Source organism: Streptomyces sp. NPDC044033, from assembly GCF_056434425.1.
On the sequence record NZ_JBWKFF010000029.1, the window covers coordinates 39,910 to 62,874 of the forward strand.

The 22,965-nt window shown below is 71.5% G+C and carries 20 protein-coding genes; 9 read left to right on the top strand and 11 right to left on the bottom strand.

All coding sequences use genetic code 11. The annotated features are described in order from the left end of the window. Positions 1–189: 189 nt before the first annotated feature. Entirely contained in the window at positions 190–966 is a 777-nt protein-coding gene (locus AC07AB_RS35340; protein WP_478575896.1) for a TetR/AcrR family transcriptional regulator, read from the bottom strand. A 96-nt stretch (positions 967–1,062) separates the two neighbouring features. Beyond that, positions 1,063–2,031, bottom strand: a complete 969-nt coding sequence (locus AC07AB_RS35345) for an AurF N-oxygenase family protein (RefSeq protein ID WP_478575898.1) — start codon at positions 2,029–2,031, stop codon at positions 1,063–1,065. A gap of 158 nt (positions 2,032–2,189) precedes the next feature. On the opposite strand from AC07AB_RS35345, the gene AC07AB_RS35350 reads away from it, so the two are divergent. Next, on the top strand, positions 2,190–3,320 hold the full coding sequence (locus tag AC07AB_RS35350) for a ferritin-like domain-containing protein (RefSeq protein ID WP_478575900.1): 1,131 nt from the start codon (positions 2,190–2,192) through the stop codon (positions 3,318–3,320). Positions 3,321–3,743: 423 nt separating this feature from the next. Continuing rightward, the gene (locus AC07AB_RS35355; protein WP_478575902.1) at positions 3,744–4,436 is read left to right on the top strand and encodes a hypothetical protein; all 693 of its coding nucleotides are present in this window, start codon (positions 3,744–3,746) and stop codon (positions 4,434–4,436) included. A 63-nt stretch (positions 4,437–4,499) separates the two neighbouring features. On the opposite strand, the gene AC07AB_RS35360 is transcribed toward AC07AB_RS35355, so the two are convergent. Continuing rightward, positions 4,500–5,927 carry a hypothetical protein gene (locus tag AC07AB_RS35360; RefSeq protein ID WP_478575965.1) on the bottom strand — a complete coding sequence of 476 codons (1,428 nt, stop codon included), beginning with the start codon at positions 5,925–5,927 and terminating at the stop codon, positions 4,500–4,502. A gap of 417 nt (positions 5,928–6,344) precedes the next feature. Here AC07AB_RS35360 and AC07AB_RS35365 point away from each other — a divergent pair, with 417 nt between their 5' ends. The 3 genes from AC07AB_RS35365 to AC07AB_RS35375 all read left to right on the top strand — a co-directional run bounded on the left by AC07AB_RS35365 (position 6,345) and on the right by AC07AB_RS35375 (position 8,113). Then, positions 6,345–6,779, top strand: a complete 435-nt coding sequence (locus AC07AB_RS35365) for a hypothetical protein (protein ID WP_478575904.1) — start codon at positions 6,345–6,347, stop codon at positions 6,777–6,779. A 9-nt stretch (positions 6,780–6,788) separates the two neighbouring features. Continuing rightward, on the top strand, positions 6,789–7,826 hold the full coding sequence (locus tag AC07AB_RS35370; protein ID WP_478575905.1) for a hypothetical protein: 1,038 nt from the start codon (positions 6,789–6,791) through the stop codon (positions 7,824–7,826). A 68-nt stretch (positions 7,827–7,894) separates the two neighbouring features. After that, positions 7,895–8,113, top strand: coding sequence for a hypothetical protein (locus AC07AB_RS35375; RefSeq protein WP_478575906.1), 219 nt, complete (start codon positions 7,895–7,897; stop codon positions 8,111–8,113). A gap of 211 nt (positions 8,114–8,324) precedes the next feature. Here AC07AB_RS35375 and AC07AB_RS35380 read toward each other — a convergent pair whose 3' ends face one another. Next, positions 8,325–9,203, bottom strand: a complete 879-nt coding sequence (locus tag AC07AB_RS35380) for an NAD-dependent epimerase/dehydratase family protein (RefSeq protein ID WP_478575908.1) — start codon at positions 9,201–9,203, stop codon at positions 8,325–8,327. A gap of 368 nt (positions 9,204–9,571) precedes the next feature. On the opposite strand from AC07AB_RS35380, the gene AC07AB_RS35385 reads away from it, so the two are divergent. Further along, complete coding sequence (locus AC07AB_RS35385; RefSeq protein ID WP_478575910.1) at positions 9,572–10,348, top strand: polysaccharide deacetylase family protein; 777 nt, start codon at positions 9,572–9,574, stop codon at positions 10,346–10,348. A 2-nt stretch (positions 10,349–10,350) separates the two neighbouring features. Then, the gene (locus AC07AB_RS35390; RefSeq protein WP_478575911.1) at positions 10,351–10,866 is read left to right on the top strand and encodes a GNAT family N-acetyltransferase; all 516 of its coding nucleotides are present in this window, start codon (positions 10,351–10,353) and stop codon (positions 10,864–10,866) included. Positions 10,867–10,943: 77 nt separating this feature from the next. Here AC07AB_RS35390 and AC07AB_RS35395 read toward each other — a convergent pair whose 3' ends face one another. The 4 genes from AC07AB_RS35395 to AC07AB_RS35410 form a co-directional block, all read right to left on the bottom strand. Continuing rightward, on the bottom strand, positions 10,944–11,789 hold the full coding sequence (locus tag AC07AB_RS35395) for an ABC transporter ATP-binding protein (RefSeq protein ID WP_478575913.1): 846 nt from the start codon (positions 11,787–11,789) through the stop codon (positions 10,944–10,946). A gap of 100 nt (positions 11,790–11,889) precedes the next feature. Then, a complete protein-coding gene (locus AC07AB_RS35400) occupies positions 11,890–13,344 on the bottom strand; it encodes a peptidoglycan D,D-transpeptidase FtsI family protein (protein WP_478575915.1) in 1,455 nt (484 codons plus the stop codon). Beyond that, positions 13,341–14,756 (bottom strand): FtsW/RodA/SpoVE family cell cycle protein, encoded by a 1,416-nt coding sequence (locus AC07AB_RS35405; protein ID WP_478575917.1) that lies wholly within the window; start codon positions 14,754–14,756, stop codon positions 13,341–13,343. The genes AC07AB_RS35400 and AC07AB_RS35405 overlap by 4 nt, the downstream gene beginning before the upstream one ends. Positions 14,757–14,824: 68 nt before the next feature. Then, positions 14,825–15,883: a LysR family transcriptional regulator gene (locus AC07AB_RS35410; protein WP_478575919.1), complete on the bottom strand. Its 1,059-nt coding sequence runs from the start codon at positions 15,881–15,883 to the stop codon at positions 14,825–14,827. A 98-nt stretch (positions 15,884–15,981) separates the two neighbouring features. On the opposite strand from AC07AB_RS35410, the gene AC07AB_RS35415 reads away from it, so the two are divergent. Together AC07AB_RS35415 and AC07AB_RS35420 are read left to right on the top strand one after the other, a co-directional pair. Next, positions 15,982–17,199, top strand: coding sequence for an MFS transporter (locus AC07AB_RS35415; protein ID WP_478575920.1), 1,218 nt, complete (start codon positions 15,982–15,984; stop codon positions 17,197–17,199). Next, positions 17,196–18,482, top strand: coding sequence for a cytochrome P450 (locus AC07AB_RS35420; RefSeq protein ID WP_478575921.1), 1,287 nt, complete (start codon positions 17,196–17,198; stop codon positions 18,480–18,482). Before AC07AB_RS35415 ends, AC07AB_RS35420 begins: the two co-directional genes overlap by 4 nt. A 214-nt stretch (positions 18,483–18,696) precedes the next feature. Here AC07AB_RS35420 and AC07AB_RS35425 read toward each other — a convergent pair whose 3' ends face one another. From AC07AB_RS35425 to AC07AB_RS35435, 3 genes are read right to left on the bottom strand one after another with little or no spacing between them, the layout of a single operon-like run. After that, a complete protein-coding gene (locus AC07AB_RS35425) occupies positions 18,697–20,430 on the bottom strand; it encodes a PH domain-containing protein (protein ID WP_478575923.1) in 1,734 nt (577 codons plus the stop codon). Next, positions 20,427–20,957 (bottom strand): PH domain-containing protein, encoded by a 531-nt coding sequence (locus AC07AB_RS35430; RefSeq protein ID WP_478575925.1) that lies wholly within the window; start codon positions 20,955–20,957, stop codon positions 20,427–20,429. Before AC07AB_RS35430 ends, AC07AB_RS35425 begins: the two co-directional genes overlap by 4 nt. A 29-nt stretch (positions 20,958–20,986) precedes the next feature. Beyond that, positions 20,987–22,168: a Cmx/CmrA family chloramphenicol efflux MFS transporter gene (locus AC07AB_RS35435; RefSeq protein WP_478575927.1), complete on the bottom strand. Its 1,182-nt coding sequence runs from the start codon at positions 22,166–22,168 to the stop codon at positions 20,987–20,989. Positions 22,169–22,965: the final 797 nt, after the last annotated feature.

The following is a 22,965-nucleotide window of genomic DNA, read 5'->3' on the forward strand; positions in this document are numbered from 1 at the left end:
CGCGGTGCTCTTGGCGGGTGCGGGCGCGGTCGCCCTGCTGCTGCGGGCGGCGCACCGCTTAGCCGGAGGCGAGCCGGCGCGTATGCGGCCGCCACGCGCTGGCCGGGGCCCGGCCCGGGCTCGTGTGCGCGTACGGCCAGGGGCGGCCCGTGCCCGTACGGCTGGGCGCGGGCCCTGCCCGTACGCGCGTCAGAGCAAGTGGGCCGCGTCGCTCACGACCGGTATGACGGCCCGCGCCAGTCGTCCCGCCGCTCCGTCCGGCAGCTCCAGGGCGAGCGCGGCCCGCGTCACCCGCGCCGTCTGCGCGTCGCTCGCCGAGGTCGCCGTCAGCTGTGCGACGAAATGGTCCACGAGCCAGTCCCGCAACTCGCCCACCGGCGGCTGCTTCTCCTCGTCCAGCCAGATCAGGGAGGCCGCCTCGACGGCCGTTATCCACGTCCGCACCATCATCCGCAGCCGTGGGCCCGGCTCGGGGACCTGCAAGTGGGTGAGGATCTGGTCGGCGGCGGACCGCCGCACCTCGTCGACGATCGCGCCCGTACGGGACGTCTCCGCGACGCTCCCGCCCTGGAGCAGCGCGCTGAACCCCGCGTCGTGCTCGTCGACGAACGCGAGATAGCGGTCCAGGGCGGCGGCGAGCCGGTGGGTGAGCGGGCCGGTCTGCGGTACGGCGAAGCACAGTTCGAGTTCGTCGGCCGCGCTGCGCAGCGCGGCCTCGTACAACTGCTGCTTGCCGCCCGGGAAGTAGCGGTAGACCAGCGGCCGGGAGACCTCGGCCGCCGCGGCGACGTCGTCCAACGAGATGTCCTCGGGTGCGCGATGGGCGAAGAGCCCCAGCGCGGCCGTGATCAGCTGCGCGCGGCGTTCCTCGACGCTGAGCCTGCGGTACGAGCCCCGCACGGCCGGGCCCCGCCGTGTGCCGCCTGATCTCGGGTCCAGCTCTTGGGAGGCGCGGCTGTTGCTCATACTCCGCAGCGTAACCGCCATGTCGGGGCGGTGGTCGGGACGGTGGGGCGCGCGTACGGGCCGGGGCGCGCGAGGGGGCCGGGGTCCGGGAGGCCGTCAGGCCAGCAGTCCCGAGCTGCGCCACAGCCTGCGGCCGAGGCCGCGCATGACGCCGATCTCGTCCAGGAAGTCGGTCAGCCGCTGCGCGCCCGCCTGCATCACCTCGCGGCGGTGGCCGCTCTCCTTCACCTGCCGGACGGCCTCGCGCCGGTCGAGCCCGATGTTGGTGTAGACGTCGGGGTTGACGAAGGCGATGGAGAAGATCCGGGCGGCCTCGCCGGAGCTGACGCGGGTCAACTCGGCCTCCCAGCGCGGGCAGGAGACCATCTGGCGGCGCAATTCCTCGCGCGCGTACCGGACATGCCGGGCTTCTTCCACGACGTGGATGCGGGTGACGCCGCGGACGATGGTCTGCACGCGCTCGTCGGGGAAGGTGAGCCGCTGCATGTAGTCGAGTATCTCCTCGCCGAGCAGCGTGCACGCGAACGAGCCGGGCGTCGTGGAGACGGTCTTCAGAACGCGCGCCAGGTTGTGGTGGACGCGGGAGACCGGGTAGGTGGGGGCGCCGCCCTTGTCGATCATGCGGGCGAACATCTTGGAGTGCCGGCACTCGTCGGCTATCTCGGTGAGCGCGTAGCGGACGTGCGAGCTGGTCACGGGCTTGTCGTAGATGTGCCGGACCAGCAGCTGCATCAGGATGATCTCGAACCAGATGCCGAGGGAGGCGAGCGACGCGGCCTCGTGGCGGGAGAGTTCGAGGCGCTGCTCCTGCGGCATCCGGTGCCACATCGGGGTGCCGTAGAGGGAGAGCAGCTCGGGCGGCCAGTACCACTTGCCGTCCTCGGTGGGGGAGTCCCAGTCGAGTTCGGTGTCCGGGTCGAAGGAGTGCTTGGCGGAGGAGGCGAGCAGCCGCTCGGCGACCTGCTCGCGGTCCTTGAGGAGGCCGAGCGCGTCCCGTAGGACGGCGACATCGTGCTCGGACGCCTCGGGCGTCGCGGCTGCTGTCTGTTCGGGAGCGGTGGTCATGGCTGAGGACACCTCGTTGTTGGGTTACCCGCGGTCACCTTCTTATGAGACTGCTTGTCAGCAAGGCCGTCAATCCCTCTCGCGCAACTTGTTGACCCAGCGGTAACGGGCGTGTGAGCCTGCCAACGACCCTTGGTGCACGCGACGGGAGGCGTCCTATGTCGACGCGGAAGCCGATGCCACAGGAGCTGGGAGAGCGGAGCTGGGAAGTGCCCGCGAGCGGCGCGGCGCGTTTCAGCTGGGGAGCGATGTACCCGGGCCAGCAGGACGGCTCCGGCCGCGAACGGCTCCTCGCCCTCTACCAGAAGGGCAAGGACAAGCAGTGGGACTCGGTCCGGCGCATCGACTGGGACCTGGAGGTGGACCCGTACGACCCGCTCGGGGTCCCCGACGAGAACATGACCATCTACGGCAGCCCGTACTGGGACCGGATGAGCGAGCGGAACAAGGCGGAGCTGCGACACCACTACGGCTCCTGGCAGTTCAGCCAGTTCCTCCACGGCGAGCAGGGCGCGATGGTGTGCGCGGCCCGGATCGTGGAGTCGGCCCCGGACCTGGACGCGAAGTTCTACTCCGCCACCCAGACCATGGACGAGGCGCGGCACGCGGAGATCTACGGCCGGTTCCTGCACGACAAGGTCGGCATGGTCTACCCCATCAACGACAACCTCCGGTCCCTGCTGGACGACACCCTCAAGGACTCCCGCTGGGACATGCCGTACCTGGGCATGCAGGTGCTGATCGAGGGGCTCGCGCTCGCCGCCTTCGGCATGCTCCGGGACACCACGGACAAGCCGCTGCCCCGGCAGATCCTCGCCTATGTGATGCAGGACGAGGCGCGGCACGTCGCCTTCGGGCGGATGGCGCTGCGCGACTACTACCGGCAGTTGACGGACGCGGAGCTGCGCGAGCGCGAGGAGTTCGTCATCGAGGGCTGCTATCTGATGCGCGACCGGCTGCGCGGCGAGGAGGTCCTCACCAACTTCGGGATTCCCGAGCGGGACGCCACCGAGCTGAGCGAGCGGTCCGAGTACCTCCAGCTCTTCCGGAAACTCCTCTTCAGCCGCATCGTCCCGTGCGTCAAGGACATCGGCCTGTGGGGCGAGCGGCTTCAGCGGGCCTACGCCGACATGGGCGTCTTCGAGCTGGGCGACTCCAATCTGGACCTGCTCATGGCGCAGGACGAGGAGATCGCGGAGCGGCTGGACGCGAGCCGCTTCGAGGCGGAGGAGGCGGCGCGTACGGCCGAGGTCGCCGACGCGATCGCGCGCGGCGCCGAGGCGGGATGACGGCGGGGCGAGAGGGCGCGGGGGTGCCGGCGGCGGGCTGACGGCGAGGGGCTTACGACGGGGCGGAGGGGTGCGGATCGGTGCGGAGGGGGTGACGTACCGTGCTCATGAACGGGGATGAGCACCGAGGGGGATGCACCGATGTCGACACCGCCGCCGCCATACGGGCAAGGGCCGCAGGGGCCGTACGGGCAAGGGCAGGAGGGGCCGTACGGGGAGGGGCAGCCGCCACCGCCGCCCCCGGCGCCACCGCAGGGCGGGCCCGGGTACGGGCAGCCGCAGTATCCCCCTTACCCCCAAGCTCCCCAATACCCTCAGCACCCCCAGCACCCTCAACAGGCCCCGCAACAGGGGTATCCGCAGGGGTACCCCGGGTACCCGGCGGGTTGGGGGCAGCCGCCGATGCCGCCGCCGCGGCGTGGAATGGGCCCGGGCAAGATCATCGCGATAGTCGCGGGCGCTCTGGTCGGGGTCACGGTCCTGGGCGGCGTCGTGACCGCGATCGCGTCGCAAGGCCACTCGTCGACGTCGTCCTCCTCCCCGACGTCCTCGTCATCGTCGTCATCGTCCTCGGAATCGCCGTCGTCGCCGTCGAGCTCCGCGGAGTACCGGCTGACCGTCCCCAAGTCCCTGGCGGGCGGCCAATACACCCTCGCCAAGGATCTGACCGGCACGCTCGACGACAAGCTGGGCGACCGCAACTCCGGCCCCAACGAGCGCGGTATGCGCAATGCCGGCGGCCAGTACACGGCCGCGTCCGGCAAGACGCCGACCACCCTGGTCTTCTCGGGCATGTACGGGGAGATCTCCGACCCGGATGTCGCCATGGAGAGCATGCTCAAGGGGGTCGGCGAGGCGCAGGGGACCGAAGTCACCACGCCCGCCCGCGACGTCACCCCGCCGGGCGCGGACGAGCCGGTGCGCTGCCAGGTGATCACCATCAGCCGCGCCGGCCAGTCCGGCACCATGCCCGTATGCGCGTGGAGCGATCACAGCACCGTGGCGACGGTCCTGGAGACCGGCGGGGGCTCGGCCGGCGGCGGTGCCTCGGACGTGAACGCCCTGGCGAAGCGGGCGGCGGCGGTCCGGGACGAGGTCCGCGTCAAGGCGTCCTGAACCGGACCGGACCGCGCCGCCTCGCGGCGAGCGGCGCGGACCGCGCCCGGTGGCCGTGTCCGGTCAGGAGCCGAGCGGGAACCAGGTGGCCCGCGACTTCTTCCACTCGGCGTGCGGCAGCTCCTTGGCCTCGGTGCCGTCGCCGTACAGGTCGGCGGAGCCGGCGTCCGTGATCACCTGCACCTTGGCGCCGGGCGCCGAGAGGTCGGGGACGTCGACCACGGCCTCCCAGCCGCCGGGGTCGGAGACCGGCAGGTCGAGCCGCTTGACCGGCTGGTGCCCGGCGACGCCGTCCCACGCGTACAGGGCGTACGGCTCGCTGTTGTCCTCCGCCGCCCAGGAACCGGCGACGATCAGGTACTGGCCGGCGGAGTTCCGCCGGATGTCGCGGACGCTCAGGCCGCCGAGGTCGAGGGTGACGGGGTCGCCGAAGGTGGCGTGCACCGCCGCGGTGCCCTTCTTGCCGGCCTTCGCGAGCTTGTCCATGTTGGTGACCGGTACGAGGAGCGCCTTGGCGCCCTTCTTCGGCGGCACCAGCGGCGCCCGGAAGCCGACGTAGGCGGTGCTGGAGCTGCCCGGTGCGAACTCCAGCCCCTCCACATTGAAGCCGTCGATCTGCTTGGGCACCTGGCCCTCTGCGGTGCCGTCGGCGAATCCGAAGCGGTCCCCGTGGTCCTGGTCCCACTTGACGAGGTCGTCGCGCAGCCCGTGGTACGAGCCGCCGACCTTCAGCTCGGTGCCGGCCCCGGAGCCGGTGACGGTGGTGGTGAACAGCGTGGAGCGGTCCGGCTTCGGCTTGCCCTTCTTGCTGTTGCCCATGGACCCGGTCCAGTAGACGGTGTCGCCGACGCGGGTCGCGGCCTCCATGTCGATCTCCTCCGAGACGCCCAGCTTCGAGCTGAAGTCCCAGGTCTTCACCGGCCCGCCGGAGGCGTCCCGGCGGTACAGCCGCAGGGTGTTGTTCTCGTCGTCCGCGACGACCATGTACCCGCCGCCGACGTCCACCGCGGCGGAGGAGTCGCTGGCCCCCGTGAGGTACCGGGTGCCGGCGCCGGCGTCGTGCAGCGCGCCGGAGGCGGCGTAGTGGAGGGTGGTGGTGGCGCTCTTCCCGCCGGCTCCCTTCACCTCCAGAGTGAGGTCGGCGTACCCCTTCCCGCGCGCCTTGACGGCCACCTGCCGGCTGTCGCCGCTGCCGGTGATCTCCACGTCCCCGGCCTTGGCGACCGAATCGCGGGAACTGGCGGTGGCGCTGACCGTGAGCGCGTCGCTCCCCGCGCCGCTCTGGGCGACCGTGACCGTGACCGTGGGGTCGCCCGTGGCGCCGACCGCGCCGGACAGGTACCCGGTGGAGAGTTTGATGCTCGGCTTGCCGGGGCCCGCCGCCGCGGAGGCCGGCAGCGTCAGAGCGGCGGAACCGGCGGCGAGCGCCAGAGCGATGCCGCAGCCGAGGAACCGGTTGCGGCGCGAGGAGTGCGGAGCGGGGGAGAGCACGGTGGTCGACAACCCTTCGCCGGAACGGACACCGACACCGCGCCCGACGAGCGTCGGACGTACCCGGCACCGGCTTGAGATCGAACCATGGGCCACGCGGCTCTCAACTGGCAAGACCGTTACGGGAATTGGTCATTGCGTAACCTGCGGGCCACCTGAGGGTCACCCCCGCGGGCGCCGCCGAATCTCCGGCAGTTCCGGCGCCTGCCCTATCCGCTCCCCGACTGCGACGGCCCTGCGAAAAGAGCTACGGCCTTTACGTGCATTGCGTGGCGAATCGGGAACAGGGCTTGTTTCCCGGGGGCCGGCGGCAGGTGCGTACGGGCTGAACTCCGGGTTACCGTACAGGCGCGGACGTCCGCCAGGCTCGTGGCTGGTGAACGGATGCTTGCGTAGCGTGATCCGAACGGGGGAATGATGTCTTTTGATGACGAGTGGGCTCAGCTCAAGGCCAATGCGCAGGCCGAGCAGGCCACGGGTACGCGGCTCAATGGCGCGGGCGGCGGCGGACAGGGAGCCAAGGGAAAGCTCCATGTGACGCCGTCCCTTCTGCGCGGCCGGGCGGAAAAGGCGGAGAACGAGGCGTCGAAGGAGTTCAAGGACGCTCACAAGGACGTGCTGGCCAAGACGGCGGAGATCCCTGGATCGCTGAAGGGATTCTCTTCCGACGGCGCTTTCTCGGATTTCATCGACTCCTGGGAAAAGGGCGCGAAGTACGTGGCCGGGCAGATCGGCAAAGAGGGGCTGGGCGGGGCGCTGCGCTCGGCCGCGGATTCCTTCGAGACCGAGGACCACGAGCGGAAGCGAAGTTTCCAGAAGAAGTACACGTACAAGCCCGGCGACGTCATCTGAGGGGGCGGCATGTCAGTGAGTTATACGGACCTGAAGTCCGTGAACCTGGAGAAGCTCTCCTCGGCCGTCGACGCCTGGTCGCACCTGCCCAAGCGCGTGCACAAGGCCGCGAGGACCTTCGACACCCAGGTCGCGAAGGGGCTGGAGCGGTCGGACTGGGAAGGGGACGCGGCGCAAGCGGCTTTCACGACCATCCGAGGGCTCGGGTACCAGCTCGACAACGCGGAGAACGAAGCCGGCAGCGTCCACACATTCCTGAACAGCTGCCTCAAGTCGTTCCGCGCGGCGAAGAAGGGGCTGACCGACATCACGGAGGAGCTCGCGGGCCACGAGCACCTTTCGGTCAAGTCGAGCGACGGCTCCGTCTATGTGGACGCCGACAAGGTGAAACCGGATGAGCTCGCCGAGCTCAAAAAGGATTACGAGCCCACCATCGCGGCCTACAAGAACCGGACCCAGCAGGCTCTTGAGGACGCCGACAAGACCGACTCCACGCTGCGGTGGGCGCTGCGGGACATGAAGCACAGTTACGACATAGGGTTTCTCCCGACGGCCCCGGTCAGCCTCGCCGAGGCGCGCAGTATGCGGAAGGAACGCGGGCAGCAGAGCGACAAGAAGATCTCGCTCAAGGAAATCTCCGACGCCGAGATCCAGTCGAAGATCGACCACGCGGCGGACGGCAAGTTCGGCAATTCCACCGTCAAGCCGGTGGCCGAATTCCTCAGCTACCGGGCATGGCTCAACAGCGCCGACAGCGTGCAGAAGCACGACTGGGCCGGTGCCAAGTCGTACTTCATCGACGGCACACCGGCCTACGCGGCCGGTATGGAAGCCTCCCTCGTGGAGACCTCCGGCGGCGGCGGCCGGCATCGCAAACCGACCTTCATGAACAAGGCGGGCAAGTTCGGCGGAAAGGTCTTCGGCGTCCCCGCCGGCATCGTCGCCACCGGCCTGGACTTCTACTACACCCCGGCCCAGCACGCTTCCGAACGGCCGGATGCGAAGATCATGGCCCCCAAGGACCCGGGGAGAGTGCACTGGAAATGAGCGACCACCGCAGGGAACCGCAGCCGGGAGCGCAGCCCAGAAGCGCACCCCGGCCGGGCCGGAGCCGTTTGGCCGACGGGCTGTTCGGAAACCACAGAACGCTCGTCCTGGGAATCCTGGCGGCCGTCGGGGGAATCACGGGCGCCATCGGCGGGGCGTCCGCGGGGGCGGGAATCCTCAAGACCCTGGCCCTCGCCGCGATCGGTATCGCGGGCCTGGCGCTGGCCGTCGGGTGGGTCATCGCCTATGCGAAGAGGTCCCCCGGAACACCGGCGGGCCGCCGCTGACGCCCGTACGGCCCCCGGGCCGTGTGAGCCGCCACCTCATGAGGTGCCGCACTCCACGGCCCGGGTGTCCCGCGCAGGTGAACGCTGCGGCGCCGGGCATGGCGACCAGCGGAGCGAAAGGTGTTCCTTCGCAGGCCGCGCCGGGGCTGTGCGGATCCACCTTGCGTCGTCGACCACGGTGGCTCGGTCTCCGTTCCCCGGCAGACCCTGCTCAGGGCCGGGCGGCCGACCACTGCCTGAACGAAGCAGGCAGTGCTGCCAGGACATCGCTCTCCTGCGGGGTCCACCCCAACGCGCCCCGGGCGGCGGAGGAGTCGATGACCTCGTCACGGTCGAACACCCGGTACACCGGCTTCTCGTCCTCAACCGGGGCGAAGGCCGGAGCGTCGGTGCTGCCGGCCGCCCGGGCAGCGGCTTCGACGACAGCCAGCGGGGCCACGGGATGTGCGTCGGCCAGCAGGTAGGTGCGCCCGTCATGTTCCTCGGGCGCACGCAGTACCGCCGTGTACGCACGCGCCAGGTCCTCGACGTGGATCCAGGACCACACCTTGTCCCGCCGTCCCCGGTGCACCGGCCCGGAGGACCGGGCCTCGCTGAACCAGTCCCCGACGATCGAACTGCGCGCATCACCGCCGTGCACCATCCCGGGGCGCAGCACGGTGTGCGGCAGCCCGGTACCGCGCAGTTCGGCTTCCAGGCGCGCACGTCGATTGCCGTCGTCGACGGGCGTCTGAGGCGTCAGCACCGCGTGGGCGTGCTCACCGTAGACCGAGCAGCCGGTCGTATACACCAGATGCCGGCGGCGACCGGCGTCGGCGAGAGCGCCGAACAGAGCACGATCGGCGCCGACGGGGTCATCCGGGTCGAAGGCGGTATGGACCACGGCGTCCGCACTGGCGAGTATCCCGCTGAGCACGGCACGGTCCGTGAGACTCCCGCGCAGCGGCCGGACACCGAGGTCCCGCAGCCCCCGCGCCCTGTCCGAGCCCGGATCCCGGGTGAGGGCATCGACCTCATGCCCCGCCCCGGCCAGAGCGATCGCAACAGCATGGCCGACATAGCCAGTTGCCCCAGTGATCAGTACACGCATCCCACGAGGCTAACCCGTACCCCGTCTGTCGCGGTGGCCGGGACTGTGTCGCGCGGCGGTTGTCGCGGGCCGTGGGGCAGTGCCGAGTATGTGCCACGCCGCGAAGGCGCGGACGGGGAGGGCGTGCTCGAACGGCACGGCACGGCCCGCCCCTCAGCCCCGCCCCTCCGATTCAGCACCCGCCCGCTGACCTGCCCCTTCGCCCTTCCGTGAGCGGAGCGCCCCCGGCGTTGGGCGGGTGACTCGTCACACACGCGAATCATTGGAACCAATCTCCCCGCACAGGGCATCTTGGGGAGAAGTAATGGGGAGCCGTACCGCGTTCAGTCCTGCCGTACTGAGACGCACAGAGGGAGTGGGACGTTCTCATGGCACGACTGACCGCCCAACGGCGGCGCGTCGCGATGGCGGTCGCCGCCGTCGTGGTGGCGACCGCGGGGATCGCCGGGGCGGTGGCCGCGGCCACCCACAGTTCCGGTGGTGAACAGGGGCAACACGTACGCCAGGAGAACCCCGCGGCGAAGCCCGCGCCGCAGAAGAAGATACCCATCGGCATCACGCACGCCACCGAGAGCGGCGGCAAGGCCGTCAACATCACCATCGACGACGGGCCCGACCCCGTCTGGACGCCCAAGGTCCTCGAACTGCTCAAGCGGTACGACGTGAAGGCGACCTTCTGCATGATCGGGCCGCAGGCCAAGGAGCACCCGGAACTCGTCAAGAAGGTCGTGGCGGCCGGGCACCGGCTCTGCGACCACACCATCGATCACAACATAGCCATGGACCACCGCTCCGTCAGTTACCAGAAGCAGCAGATCCTCGACGCCCAGCAGATGATCGAGGGCGCGGCGGGCGGCGCGAAGGTGCAGTACTACCGCGCGCCCGGCGGTGCCTTCACCCCCGACAGCCGCAAGATCGCGGCGGCGCACGGCATGCGGCCCCTCGGCTGGAACATCGACACCAAGGACTTCGAGCACCCCGGCGTGCAGGGGATCATCAACACCGTCAAGCAGGAGCTGTCGAACGGGCCCACCATCCTCTTCCACGACGGCGGCGGGGAGCGCAGCGAGACCGTGGCCGCGCTCGATGAGCTTCTGCCGTGGCTGAAGGAACAGGGATACGGATTCAGTTTCCCTAAGATCTGATCATGCAGACCCACCGCATCCGGCCGTGCGCGGCCGACGAACTGCCCGTTCTCCAAGACATCGAACGGGCCGGCGGGCTCGCCTTCCATGACATCGGCATGGCCGCCATCGCCGACGACGAACCGCCCTCGCTCGCCGACCTCACGCGTTATCAGCAGGGCGGCCGGGCCTGGGTGGCGCTCGACGCCGGCGGGCGGCCCCGCGCCTATCTCATCGCCGATGCCGTCGACGGCGCCGCCCACATCGAGCAGGTGACGGTCCATCCGGACCTCGCCCGCCGGGGCGCCGGACGGGCCCTGATCGAGCACCTGGCCCAGTGGGCGGACGGGCAGGGGCTCCGCGCTCTGACGCTGACCACCTTCACCGAGGTGCCCTGGAACGCGCCGTACTACGAGCGGTGCGGCTTCCGCCCCCTCGCGGACGCGGAACTGACGCCCGGTCTGCGAGAGATCCGGCGCCACGAGGCCGAGCTCGGGCTCGACCGGTGGCCCCGCGTCTGCATGCGGCGGGAGCTGTAGCGGGGGCCGGTACCTCACCGCATGCGCCGGGAGCTGCAAGCGGGGGCCGCTACTTCACCGCCGCTACCTCACCACCGCTACCTCGCCGCCGCCCCCGACCGCGCCAGCCAGCGGCCCTCGTGCCGCGTCACCTCGATCGACCTGCCGAAGCAACCCGTCATCCGCTCCGCCGTCAGCACCTCATCCACCGGCCCGCGCGCCTGCACCCGCCCCTCCCGGAGCAGCAGCGCGTGGCCGATGCTCGGCGAGAGCTCCTCCAAGTGGTGGGTGACCGTGACCGTCGCCAGCTCGGGGCGGTTCGCGGCCAGCCGGTGCATCGTGTCGATGAGGTCCTCGCGGGACGGCAGGTCGAGCGCGTTGAACGGCTCGTCCAGCAGGAGCAGCGCCGGGTCGGCCATCAGCGCGCGGGCGATGAGGACGCGGGCGCGCTGGCCGCCGGAGCAGACGCCGTACGGGCGGTCGGCCAGCTCCTTGCAGTCGAGCTCGGCCAGCAGTTCGTGGGCGCGCTCGCGCACCGCCTCGTCGTACTTCCCCCACAGCGGCTGCACGGTCCCGGTCGCGCCCGTCAGCGCCACGGTGTGCCCGGTCGCGTCCAGCGGGACCTTCTGGGCGGAGGAGACGAGGCCGATCAGGGCCCGCAGCTCGCGCATGTCGACGCGGCCGAGCCGGTGGCCGAGGACCTCCACGGAACCCGTCGTGGGGTGCATGGTCGCGCCGATCAGCTTCAGGATCGTGGTCTTCCCGGCCCCGTTGGCGCCGAGGAGCGCCCAGTGCTCCCCGGGGCGTACGGTCCAGTCGATCCCGTCGAGAATGGTCTGGCCCGTGGTGTAGCGCCGGACGCCGACGCCGTCGAGGGCCACCACCACCCGGCCGGTCCGCCCAGGCCGGATGTCCTGGTCACTGCTGGTACCCGGCGCACTCATCGTTCTGCCTCCTCGCGCCCGCGCTGCTGTGCCACCGGAGGCTAGCTTCATGCTGCACCTTTTCGCGGGTCCGTCCGATACGTGGACCCGGCCCGGGCTCTCAGTGGTTGAGCACCGCCTCCATCACGGACTTCGCGATCGGCGCCGCGCTGCCGCCGCCGCTGATGTCGGCGCGGTTGGCGGCGGCGTCCTCCACGACGACCGCCACCGCCACCGCCGGGTCGTCCCCGTCGGCCTTGGCCCAGGAGATGAACCAGGCGTACGGGGTGCCCTTGTTGTCCACGCCGTGCTGCGCGGTGCCCGTCTTGCCGCCGACGGTCACGCCGTTGATCGCCGCGTTGGTGCCGGTGCCCTTGGTGACGACGTTCACCATCAACTTCTGGAGGGTTTCGGCGGTGCCGGTGCTCATCGCCCGGTGCAGCGTCTGGGGGCTGGCGGTCGCGATGGTGTCGCCGTCCTTCGCGGTGATCTTGGCCACCAGGTACGGCTTCTTGACCTCGCCCCCGGAGGCGACCGCCGCCGGGACCATCGCCATCTGGAGCGGGGTCGCGGCGGTGTTGTACTGGCCGATGGCGGAGAGCGCGACCTGCGAGTCGTTCATCTCGCTGTCGAAGTTGCTCCGCACCACGGCCGACGGGATGCGCAGACCGCCGTCGTTGAAGCCGAAGCCACGGGCGGTGTCCACCATGCCGCCGAGCCCGACGTCCACGCCGAGGTGGGCGAAGACGGTGTTGCAGGAGACCTCGAAGGCGTGGGTCAGCGTCGCGTTCTCGCAGCCGCTCGCCTCGTTCGTCAGCTTGGTGGTGGTGCCGGGCAGGGTGTACGGGCTCGGGGTGTCGGTCGCCGCGTCCGGGTCCTCGACGGCGCCGTGCTCCAGGGCCGCGGCGGCGGTGACGACCTTGAAGGTGGAGCCGGGCGGGTAGACCTGCTTGAGCGCCCGGTTGATCATCGGCTGGGAGTCCTCGTCGTTGAGCCGCGACCAGTCGCGGGCCACGGCCGAGCCGGTGCCGGCGATCCGGTTCGGTTCGTACGAGGGGGTGGAGGCGAGCGCGAGCACCTTGCCGGTCCTCGGTTCGATGGCGGCGACCGCGCCCCTCTTGCCGCCGAGGCCGTTGAACGCGGCCCGCTGGGCGGCGGCGTCGATGGTGGTGTGCACACCGCCGCTGGGCTGCTTCCCGCGCGTGACCTCGTTCCAGAACGGGAGCGGCGCGAGGCGGGAGTCGGTGCCGGAGAGCACGTCGTCCTCGGCGTTCTCGATGAGCGAGGTGCCGTACGTCTGCGAGGCGTACCCGGTGACCGGCGCGTACAACGGCCCCTGCTTGTACGTGCGTTCATAGCGCAGCTGCTGGCCGCTGTCCTTGGAGCCGGTCACCGGCCTGCCGCCGACGTAGATGTCGCCGCGCGGCTGGCTGTAACGGGCTATGGTCTGGCGGCGGTTGGCGGAATTCTTGTCGTAGTCGTCGGCCTTGAAGACCTGGATGCGGCCGGCGTTGAGGAGCAGCGCCACCAGTAGGAGCAGGCAGAAGGCCGCGGCGCGCCGGATGTAGCGGATCACAGCTCGTCCTCCTCGAATCCGTACGGATCGTCCAGCGGCCCCGAGCCGGGCGCGGCCGCCGCGGTGACCCCCGTCGCCGCCGCCGGGGGCGGTCTGCGCGCGCTGTCGCTGATCTTGATGAGCAGCGCGATGATGATCCAGTTGGTGACGACCGACGACCCGCCCTGCGCGAGGAACGGCATCGCCATCCCGGTGAGCGGGATCAGGTCCATCACGCCGCCCGCGATCACGAAGACCTGGAGCGCGAGGATGGAGGCCAGCCCGATGGCGAGCAGCCGGCCGAAGGGGTCGCGCAGCGCCAGCCCGGCCCGGTAGCCGCGGGCCACCAGGAACGCGTACAGCAGGAAGACGACGGTCAGCCCGGCGAGCCCCAGCTCCTCGCCGACCGTGGCCAGGATGAAGTCCGACTTCATCGCGAAGCCGATCAGATACGAGTGGCCCAGGCCCAGGCCCGTACCGAGAATGCCGCCCGCGGCGAAGGCGAAGAGCGACTGGGCGAGCTGGGAGGCGCCGCGCCCCGCGTCGATGGAGGCGAAGGGGTGCAGCCAGTCCTCCACGCGGCTGTGCACATGCGGCTCCAGGGAGCCGACGGCCACCGCGCCGACCGCGCAGAGCAGCAGGCCCACCGCGATCCAGCCGGTGCGGCCGGTGGCCACGTACAGCATTACCACGAAGAGGCCGAAGAAGAGCAGCGAGGTGCCCAGGTCCCGCTCCAGTACGAGTACGCCGACGCTGACCAGCCAGATCGCGACGACGGGGCCGAGCACCCGGCCGGTGGGCAGCTGGAGGCGGCGGATCTTGCGGCCGGTGTAGGCGAGGGCGTGCCGGTTGGCCGAGAGGTAGGCGGCGAAGAAGACCGCGAGCAGGATCTTGGCGAACTCGCCGGGCTGGATCGAGAACGCGCCTATCCGGATCCAGATCTTGGCGCCGTTGATGGCGGGGAAGCCGATCGGCACGACCATCAGGATGAGCGCGGCGACGACGAAGAGATAGGCGTAGCGCTGGAGCAGCCGGTGATCGCGGAGAAAGAGGACGACCGCGATGAACAGGGCGACGCCCAGCGTCGACCAGATGAGCTGGGTGGGCGCGGCCTGGTCCTTGGGGGTCTGGAGGTCGAGCCGGTAGATGAGGACCAGGCCGATGCCGTTGAGCAGGACGGCGATGGGCAGCAGCAGCGGGTCGGCGTACGCGGCGCGGAACCGGACCACGAGATGCGCGAGGAGGGCGAGGACGCCGAGCCCGGCGCCGTAGTTCACGGCGTCCTTGGGGACGGTGTCCTCGGCCGCCAGCCCGACGGCCACATAGCCGTAGACCGAGACCAGCACGGCCCCGATGAGGAGAACCAGTTCGGTGCCCCGGCGTTTGGGGAGCCGAAGCAGGGGAGGGGGAGCGTCTGCCGGCGTTGCGCTCATGGGCTGCAACCTAGCAAGGTATGCGACTTATGTCCCTTATGGATGTTGCTATTCCGCCCGCATGTTCCCTAGCCGGCGGGGACCGGCGCCGCTGTGTCGCCGACGCCCGCGGCGGGCTTCCCGCCGCTCGTACGGTCGCCCGCGGCCGCACCGTCGCCGCCGCCCCGCGTTGCGTCCGTGGCCGTACCGTCGCCGCCGTCCCGCGTTACGTCCGTGGCCGCGCCTTCGTCGCTGCCTCGCGCCACCCCCGTGGCCACCGCCCGGTTGAAGGCCCGTACCCGCTCCGTCTCCGCCCGGCGCCGCCACACCACGCACAGCGTCGAGGCCGGCAGCCCCGTGACCGGCACGAAGGTGATGTCGCGCCGCCCGTAGTACGCCGCGGTCGGCGCGCAGAACACCATCGCGCCCCGCTCCGCCGCGACCGCCAGCAGCGCCTCCTGGTTCGTACGCACCAGCGGGCCGCGCGGGATCGGGAGGCCGCCCGGGGTGGTCGGGGGTGCCATGAATTCGAGCCAGTACGCGGGCGCGGGGCCCGCGAGGCCGATCAGCGGGCCGTCCGCCAGCTCCTCCGCGCCGATGGACGCCCGGCGCGCGAACGGGTGCCGTACGGACACCGCCAGCGTCTGCGGCTGCGAGGGGAACACCGCGCCGACGACCAGATCCGGCTCCGCCACCGGCATCAGCACGATCGCCGCGTCCACCTCGCCGCGCCGCACCGCGCCGAACGGATCGCCCAGGGCCACCTCCACGATCTCCACCTCGCAGTCGGGATACAGCGTGCGGAACGCCCGTACGGCCCCCGTGACCTGCTCGTCCACGTTGCCCTGGAAGCCGACGCGCACCACGCCCGCCAGGCCCCGCGCCGCGGTGCGGGCGCTCTCGACGGCGGTGCGCAGCGTGTCGTACGCCGGGCGCAGCTCCGCCAGGAAGCGGGCGCCGAGCGGGGTCAGCGCGACCCGGCGGCTCGTACGGTCCAGCAGCCGCGCCCCGATCCGGCTCTCCAGTGACCGCAGCAGCTGGCTCACCCGGCCCTGGGACACATACAGCCGCTCCGCCGCGCGCCCGAAGTGCAGCTCCTCGCTCAGCGCGAGGAAGCACTCCAGCTCCCGTATCTCCAGTCCGCTCACGCGCTGCCCGCCCCGTCGGTCCCGTCGATTAGCCCACCTCATCCAAGGATGAGCCCTTCACTGTTGTTCCCGCCGCCGCACGGGCAAAGGCTTGGGACATGTCACGCGCCACCGAAGAACCCCCCGCCGCCCCCGCCACGGCCACCCGCCGCGGCTGGCTCGCGGTCTACGCCGTCGCGGCCGCCACCTTCGCGGACGTCACGAGCGAGATGCTGCCCATCGGCCTGCTCACCCCCATCGGCGCGTCGATGCACGTCACGGACGGGGTGGCCGGTCTGGCCGTGACCGTGCCCGGCATCGTGGCCGCGATCTCGGCCCCCGCCGTCACCCTCGGCTGCGCCCGCGTCGACCGGCGGCTGCTGCTGTGCGCGCTCATCGCGCTGCTGGCCGTCGCCAACGTGGTCTCCGCCCTCGCCCCGAACTTCGCGGTGCTGCTGGCCGCCCGCGTCCTGGTCGGCGTCAGCATCGGCGGCGTCTGGTCGATCGTGGCGAGCCTGGTCGTCCGCCTGGTGCCGGCCCGGAACGCGGGCACCGCCACCTCGCTCGCGTTCAGCGGCATCGCCGTCGCCTCCGTCCTCGGCGTCCCGGCCGGCACCCAGCTCGGCGAACTCGCCGACTGGCGCACCGGGTTCACCGTCATGGCCGCCCTGTCGGCGGTCGTGCTGGCCGTGCTGTGGCTGACCATGACCCCGCTCCCGGTGACCCGGCCCGCGCGCCTGGACGACGTGCCCGCGCTGCTGCGCGACACCCGGGTACGCGGCACCCTCGTCGTCACGCTCCTCCTCGTGACCGGCCACTTCGCCGCCTACACCTATATCCGGCCGGTGCTGGAAGAGGTCTCCGGCATCACCCCGACCCTGATCAGCGGGCTCCTCCTCGGGTACGGGCTGGCCGGGGTGGCCAGCAACTTCCTGGCCGGCGCCACGGCGACCCGCGACCCGCGCCGGACGCTGCTGGCCCTCACCGCGCTGCTGGCCGCGTCCGTACTGCTGGCGCCCGTACTCGGCCGCACGGTCCCGGGGGCGATCGTCCTCGTGGTGGCTTGGGGCCTCGGCTACGGCGGGGTCTCCGTGACCGCCCAGACCTGGCTGCTCACCCTCGCCCCGCAGGCCCGCGAATCGGCGTCGTCCCTCTTCGTCGCCGCCTTCAACGCGGCCATCGCGCTCGGCGCGCTCATCGGCGGCCGGGTGCTCGACGCCTTCTCGCTCACCGCCGTGCTGTGGTGCGGCGGCGCACTCGCGGCCCTCGCCCTCCTGGCGATGAGCCTGTCCGCCGGGGCGCGAGGGGGGCGGGACCGGGCAGTATTGCACGCATGATGAACATTCGTACGCGAGTCAGCGCCTGGCTGACTCGCCGTTTTCTGGCAAATGTCCGCAAGGGTGGTTTTGATCTGTCCAAGGCGGGGCTCCTCCCCGAGTCCACGCTGATGCCGCTCCGCCGCACCGGCATGGACCCGGTGCCCGAGCTGGGCGCTATGCGGGAAAAGTCCCCGATTACCAAGCTCTCCGTGCCGCTCAACATGAATGTGTGGCTCGTCACGGGATACGACGAGGCGCGCACGGTGCTCGGCCAGACCAACGGCTTCAGCAACGACTTCTCCAACCTCGTCGGCAACGCCGGTGTCACCGAGAGCCACAACCCCGGCGGGCTCGGCTTCAGCGACCCGCCCGTCCACAGCCGGCTGCGCCGCCTGCTGACCCCCGAATTCACCATGCGGCGGCTCAGCAGGCTCACCCCGCGCATCCACGACCTCGTCGAGGAGCGGCTCGACGAGATGGAGGCGCTGGGGAAGGCGGGCAACCCGGTCGACCTCGTCCAGGCGTTCGCGATGCCGATCCCCTCGCTGGTCATCTGCGAACTGCTCGGCGTCCCGTACGCGGACCGCGAGGAGTTCCAGCGGCTGGGCACCACCCGCTTCGACCTCTTCGCCGGGGCCGACGCCTCGCTCGGCGCGATATCCGAGTCGCTCTCCTACCTGCGCGACATAGTCAAGAAGCAGCGCGAGAACCCCGGCGACGGGCTGCTCGGCATGCTGGTCAAGGAGCACGGCGACGACATCGACGACGAGGAGCTCGCGGGCCTCGCCGACGGCGTGCTGACCGGCGGCCTGGAGACCACCGCCAGCATGCTCGCGCTCGGCACCCTCGTCTTCCTCCAGAACGAGGACCACCGCGTCGCCCTCCGTGACGACGACGCGGCCGTCGACCCCTTCGTGGAGGAGCTGCTGCGGTACCTGACGGTCGTTCAGGTCGCCTTCCCGCGCTTCGCCCGCGAGGACATGGAGATCGCGGGCGAGCAGGTATCCGCCGGGGACGTCGTGCTCTGCTCCCTGAGCGGCGCCGACCGGGACTCCTCCCTCGGTTCCCACATGGACACCTTCGACCCCACCCGCCCCGCCGCCTCCTCGCACCTGGCCTTCGGCCACGGCATCCACCGCTGCATCGGCGCCGAACTGGCCCGCATGGAGCTCCGCGCCGCCTACCCGGCGCTGCTGCGCCGCTTCCCGGAGCTGCGGCTGGCCGTACCGGAGGAGGAACTCTCCTTCCGCAAGTACTCCGCCGTCTTCGGCGTCGACTCGCTGCCGGTGTACCTGCGCTGACGGGTGCGTCGGGCGGCTCCGCGAGCGGAGACGGGGACGCCGACGGACGGCCTGTCAGCGGGGGCGGGCCGTACGGAATGGAGCGCAGCGGAGCGGTGCGGGACCGAGCCGAGAGCGTGCGGTGCCGGAGATGCCTCGGAGGCCGGAGGGAGCGCCGAGGCCGCCGGAGGGCGGCGCTGCGGAGCCCCACGGTCTCGGCGGCCCTTCTGCGGCTTCAGTGCTCCGCTACGGGCTCAGCGGCCCTCGCCCTCGGGCTGCCTTCTCCGGCTCCGGTCCTTGAGCGGCTGCCTTCTCCGGACTCTCCGGACTCTCCGGACTCTCCGGGCTCTCCGGTCGCTGTGGCCTCTGTGGCCTCTCCGATCTCCCCGGCTTCCCCGGCTTCCCCGGCCTTTCCGACGAGGAACGGCGCCATCAGGCCCGCCACGGCCTCCTCCGCGAGCCGTACGGCCTCCTCGGCGCCGATGTCCTGCACCGCGTACCCCTTGCGCCCCGCCGCCGTGGTCGCGGTCAGCGTCAGTACGCCCGCCCGGCGCTGGAACAGCGACCGGCGCACGTTCCAGCCGATGATCCCCTCGCGGGCGAGCGCCACCCGCTGCCGGGACCCGGCGCCCCGCCCGTGTCCGATGACCAGATAGCCGCCGGACAGCGCGTGGCCGAGGGAGCGGTAGCGGTCCCGGGCGAACAGCGCGCCGGCCGGCAGCAGGAGCGCCGAGGCGAGCCAGGCCCAGAGCGGTACGCCGCCGCCCCACCACAGCGCGCCGAGCACCGCGACGGCCAGGGCGCACGGCCCGAGGACGCGGGCGTACCGGCGGCGGAGCGCCGCCGCCCCGTGCGGCGTCAGCGGGCCGGTCAGCGCGGAACCGTCGCACAGTACGGCGCCGGCCGCTCGTACGACCTCCTCGCGCGGCCCGGGCGGCACGAGCATCGCGTTGTCCTGCGCGCCGCGTATCCCGGTGGCTATCGCGAGGCACCGCGCCCCGCCGAGCAGCCGCATCGGCAGCGACGCGCCGACCTCCACGCCGTGCACCCGCCGCTCCTCCAACGTGACGGCGCGGACGGTGAGGAGCCCGTGCGTGGTCTCCAGACCGCCGCCCTGATGGCGGTGGAGGGCGAAGTTCCAGTACTTCAGCACGGACTGGCTCACGTTGGCGAGCGTGCCCAGGATCAGCACGGCGAGCACCGTCTCGATGACGGGCAGCGGCCCGTGCCCGCCGCCGATGCCCCCGATGAGGCTGTGCACGGGGCCGAGGCGGCGCACGTCGACGCCGGCTTCCTCCAGTACGAACACGAGGACCAGGAGGGCGACGAACCCCGAGACCGAGAACGGGCTGAAGCGCAGCCAGCCGGGGCGCATGCGGGCCAGGGCGGGTTCGGCGGGGGCCGGCGCGGGCTCGTCGTCGCTCTCCCGCGCGGGTTCCACCGGGCGGTCGGCGGCAGGGGCCGCGCCCAGCAACCGCTCCCGCAGCAGGGCCGCTTCGGCCCGTGTCAGCGCGTCGAGCTTCAGCTCGTCCTCGGACGACTTGGCGGTGTGCCCGGTGCCCACGGTGACGCGGGTGAGGCCGAGCACGCGGTGCGCCATGTGCGCGGTGAGGTCGACCGAGCGCACCCGGTCCATGGGTACGGAGCTGACCTTGCGAAGCAGCAACCCCTTGCGCAGTTCGATGAGTTCGAACGAGATACGGTAGGTGGTGGTGTACCAGCGCAGGAGCGCGAGGACGACGGTCAGCGCGGCGGCGCCGACGGTGTAGACCAGCCGGTGGTCGGAGCCCGAACCGGCGACGAGGGCGACGATCAGCGCCGGGGCGGTCTTGCCCAGCTCCTGGACCGGGTGGACGAACAGCATGCGCGGACTCAGCCGCTTCCAGGGGGCGTCGGCGGGCAGGGCGGCGGTGTCCGTGGCGGTGTCCGTGGCGCCCGTACCGTCCGGGGCGGCGGCGGTGTCGCTCACGTGGCGTCCCCGCGAGTGGCCTGCGCCGCTGCGCTGATGTCGGCGACGAGCCGCAGCCCGGTGGCGTGGTCGAGCCCGTGGATCTCGATCGGACCGGCGGCCGACGCCGTCGTCGCGGTGACGTTGGTCAGCTTGAACAGCCGCTCCAGCGGCCCGCGTTCGCTGTCGACGGTCTGCACCCGCGATACGGGCGCGAGCCGGCGCTCCTCCACGAACCACCCGGTCTGGGTGTAGATCACCTCGGGGGTCGCCTCCCAGCGGTGCACGCGGTAGCGCCAGGGCGGCATCACCACGACGTGCACCACCGCCAGCACGGCGGTGAGGACCAGTCCCGCCTGGTGCCACTCCATCGGCCCGTCGTCCCTGAGCAGCATCCACACCGTCTGGGCCGCCGCGAAAGCCAGCCAGCCGAGCAGGGCGTGGACCGCCCAGTACCAGACGACCCTGCGTTCCAGCCGGTTCCCCGGGGCCCTGAGCTGGAGGGAGCCCTCGCCGACGGCCTCCGCCTTGTCCGTTGAAGTAGTCACCGGGTCAGGGTGTCATGAGGACTATCGGCTTATGGGACGTACATGGAGGTACGTGCGCGAACTAGCCGGTTCCGTCGCAGCGCGGCGGCCGTGCCGAGCGTCCCCAGCGCGGCGGCCATCATCAGGGCGCTGACCCAGACCGGGGACCGGTAGCCGAGGCCCGCGTCGATGGCGACGCCGCCGAGCCACGGCCCGGCCGTGTTGCCGATGTTGAAGGCCGCGGTGGTGAAGCCGCCCGCGAGGGTGGGCGCGTGATCGGCCAGGTAGAAGGCGCGGGAGGTCAGGACGGGCGCGATGCCGAAGGCCAGCAGGCCCTGGAGGAAGACCAGTGCGATGACCGCCGCCGCGTTCCCGGCCGTCAGGGCGAGCGCCACCCAGCCGGCGGCGAGGGCCGTCATGCCGCACGCCAGGACCGTGAACGGCCGCGCGTCCGCGATCCGGCCGCCCACGGCGATGCCGATCACCGCGCCCGCGCCGAAGAGCACCAGCATCATCGGGACCCGCCCCGCGCCGAACCCGGTGACGCCGGTGAGCAGCGGGGCCAGGTAGGTGAAGGTGCAGAAGGTGGCGCCCTGGACCAGGGCGTTCATGCCGTACGCGACGAGCAACTCGCCCCTGAGCAGGGACCGCAGCTCGCTGCGGACGCTCGTACGGACCGGCTCGGCGGGGGCCCGCGGGACCGTGCGCACGATGGCGGCGACGGCGAGCGCCGACATCGCGGCCACCGCCCAGAACGCGGACCGCCACCCCCACTCCCGGCCGAGCAGCGCGCCGCCCGGCACGCCCGCGACGCAGGCGAGGGTGACCCCGCCGAGCACGACGGACATCGCGCGCCCCTTGGCGTCGGCGGCGGCCATGCTGATGGCGGTCCCGGTGGCCACCGCCCAGAACCCCGCGTTGGCGAGGGCGCTGACGACCCGCGTCACCAGGAGGACCCCGTAACTCGGCGTGAGCCCGCCGACGACATGGGCCGCGGCGAACACGACGAGACAGGCGATCAGGGCGCCCCGCCGCGGCCGGCGCAGCGCGAGCACGGCCAGCAGCGGCGCGCCCACGATCATGCCGATGGCGAAGGCCGAGGTCAGCAACCCGGCCTGGGAGATGGACACATGGAGATCGGCGGCGATGTCCGGCACCAGGCCGGACAGCATGAACTCCGACGTGCTCTGGGCGAAGATGGCCAGCCCGAGCACGTAGACGACGAATGGCATGAGGGGGACTTCCCGAGTGCGTGAGAGCCAGGGGGATGACCCGGGCTCTGAGCGAGATCGACCGCAGGGCAGTTGCGTACGCGGGGGACCGGCGACGCGGAGCACGACGCGGAAGGCGTCGCTCCGGTACGGGTCGGCGGCCCGCGCTGCGGTGATCCGGCGGGAAGGGGCGCGCGCTGACGGTCTGACGACCTGATGGCTCGACGGCCCCGCGGCCCGTTGCGGGCCGGGGCTCAGCTCAGCGGCGCGGCGACCACCGGAACACCGGCGGTCAGGCTCTGTCGGACTCGGGGCTGGTCATGGCCGAGGAGGCTAGCAGGCCGGGGGCCGGAGGCTCCGCCTTTTCGAGCGGGGCCGGGCCGGGCCGTTTGCCCGCCTGGATCATCCGCTTGCCTGCCGGGCCCGTTCGCCTGCCCGCCGAGGCCGTCCGCGCGGGCCGCTTTCAGGCAGTCCGCCGAGGCTCCCGCGCCCGCCGTGGAATCCCATCTCCGTTTTCTCCCCCGTCATTTCGGCTTCGCGCCGCGTTCCCGCCGACCGCACGGAAGTCGCACGAAAGTCGCACGCAAGGCGCACAGAAGTCGTGCGGAAGGCGCACGGAACTCGCATGAAATCAGCGGCGATGCCTCGGCAAAGAGTCCGCCTATTCAATGCGGGGCGTCAAGGGGCGCGTCATCGCGGATGCCCGTGTCAGTGAAGTGTCAGCGAGGTGTCCGAGGTTTGCCAGGGCATCGGCATAGGGCTTTCCCATGAATGATGGTGCCCTGCCGGTGAATCGGACGTAGTGGGTACAAAGCGAC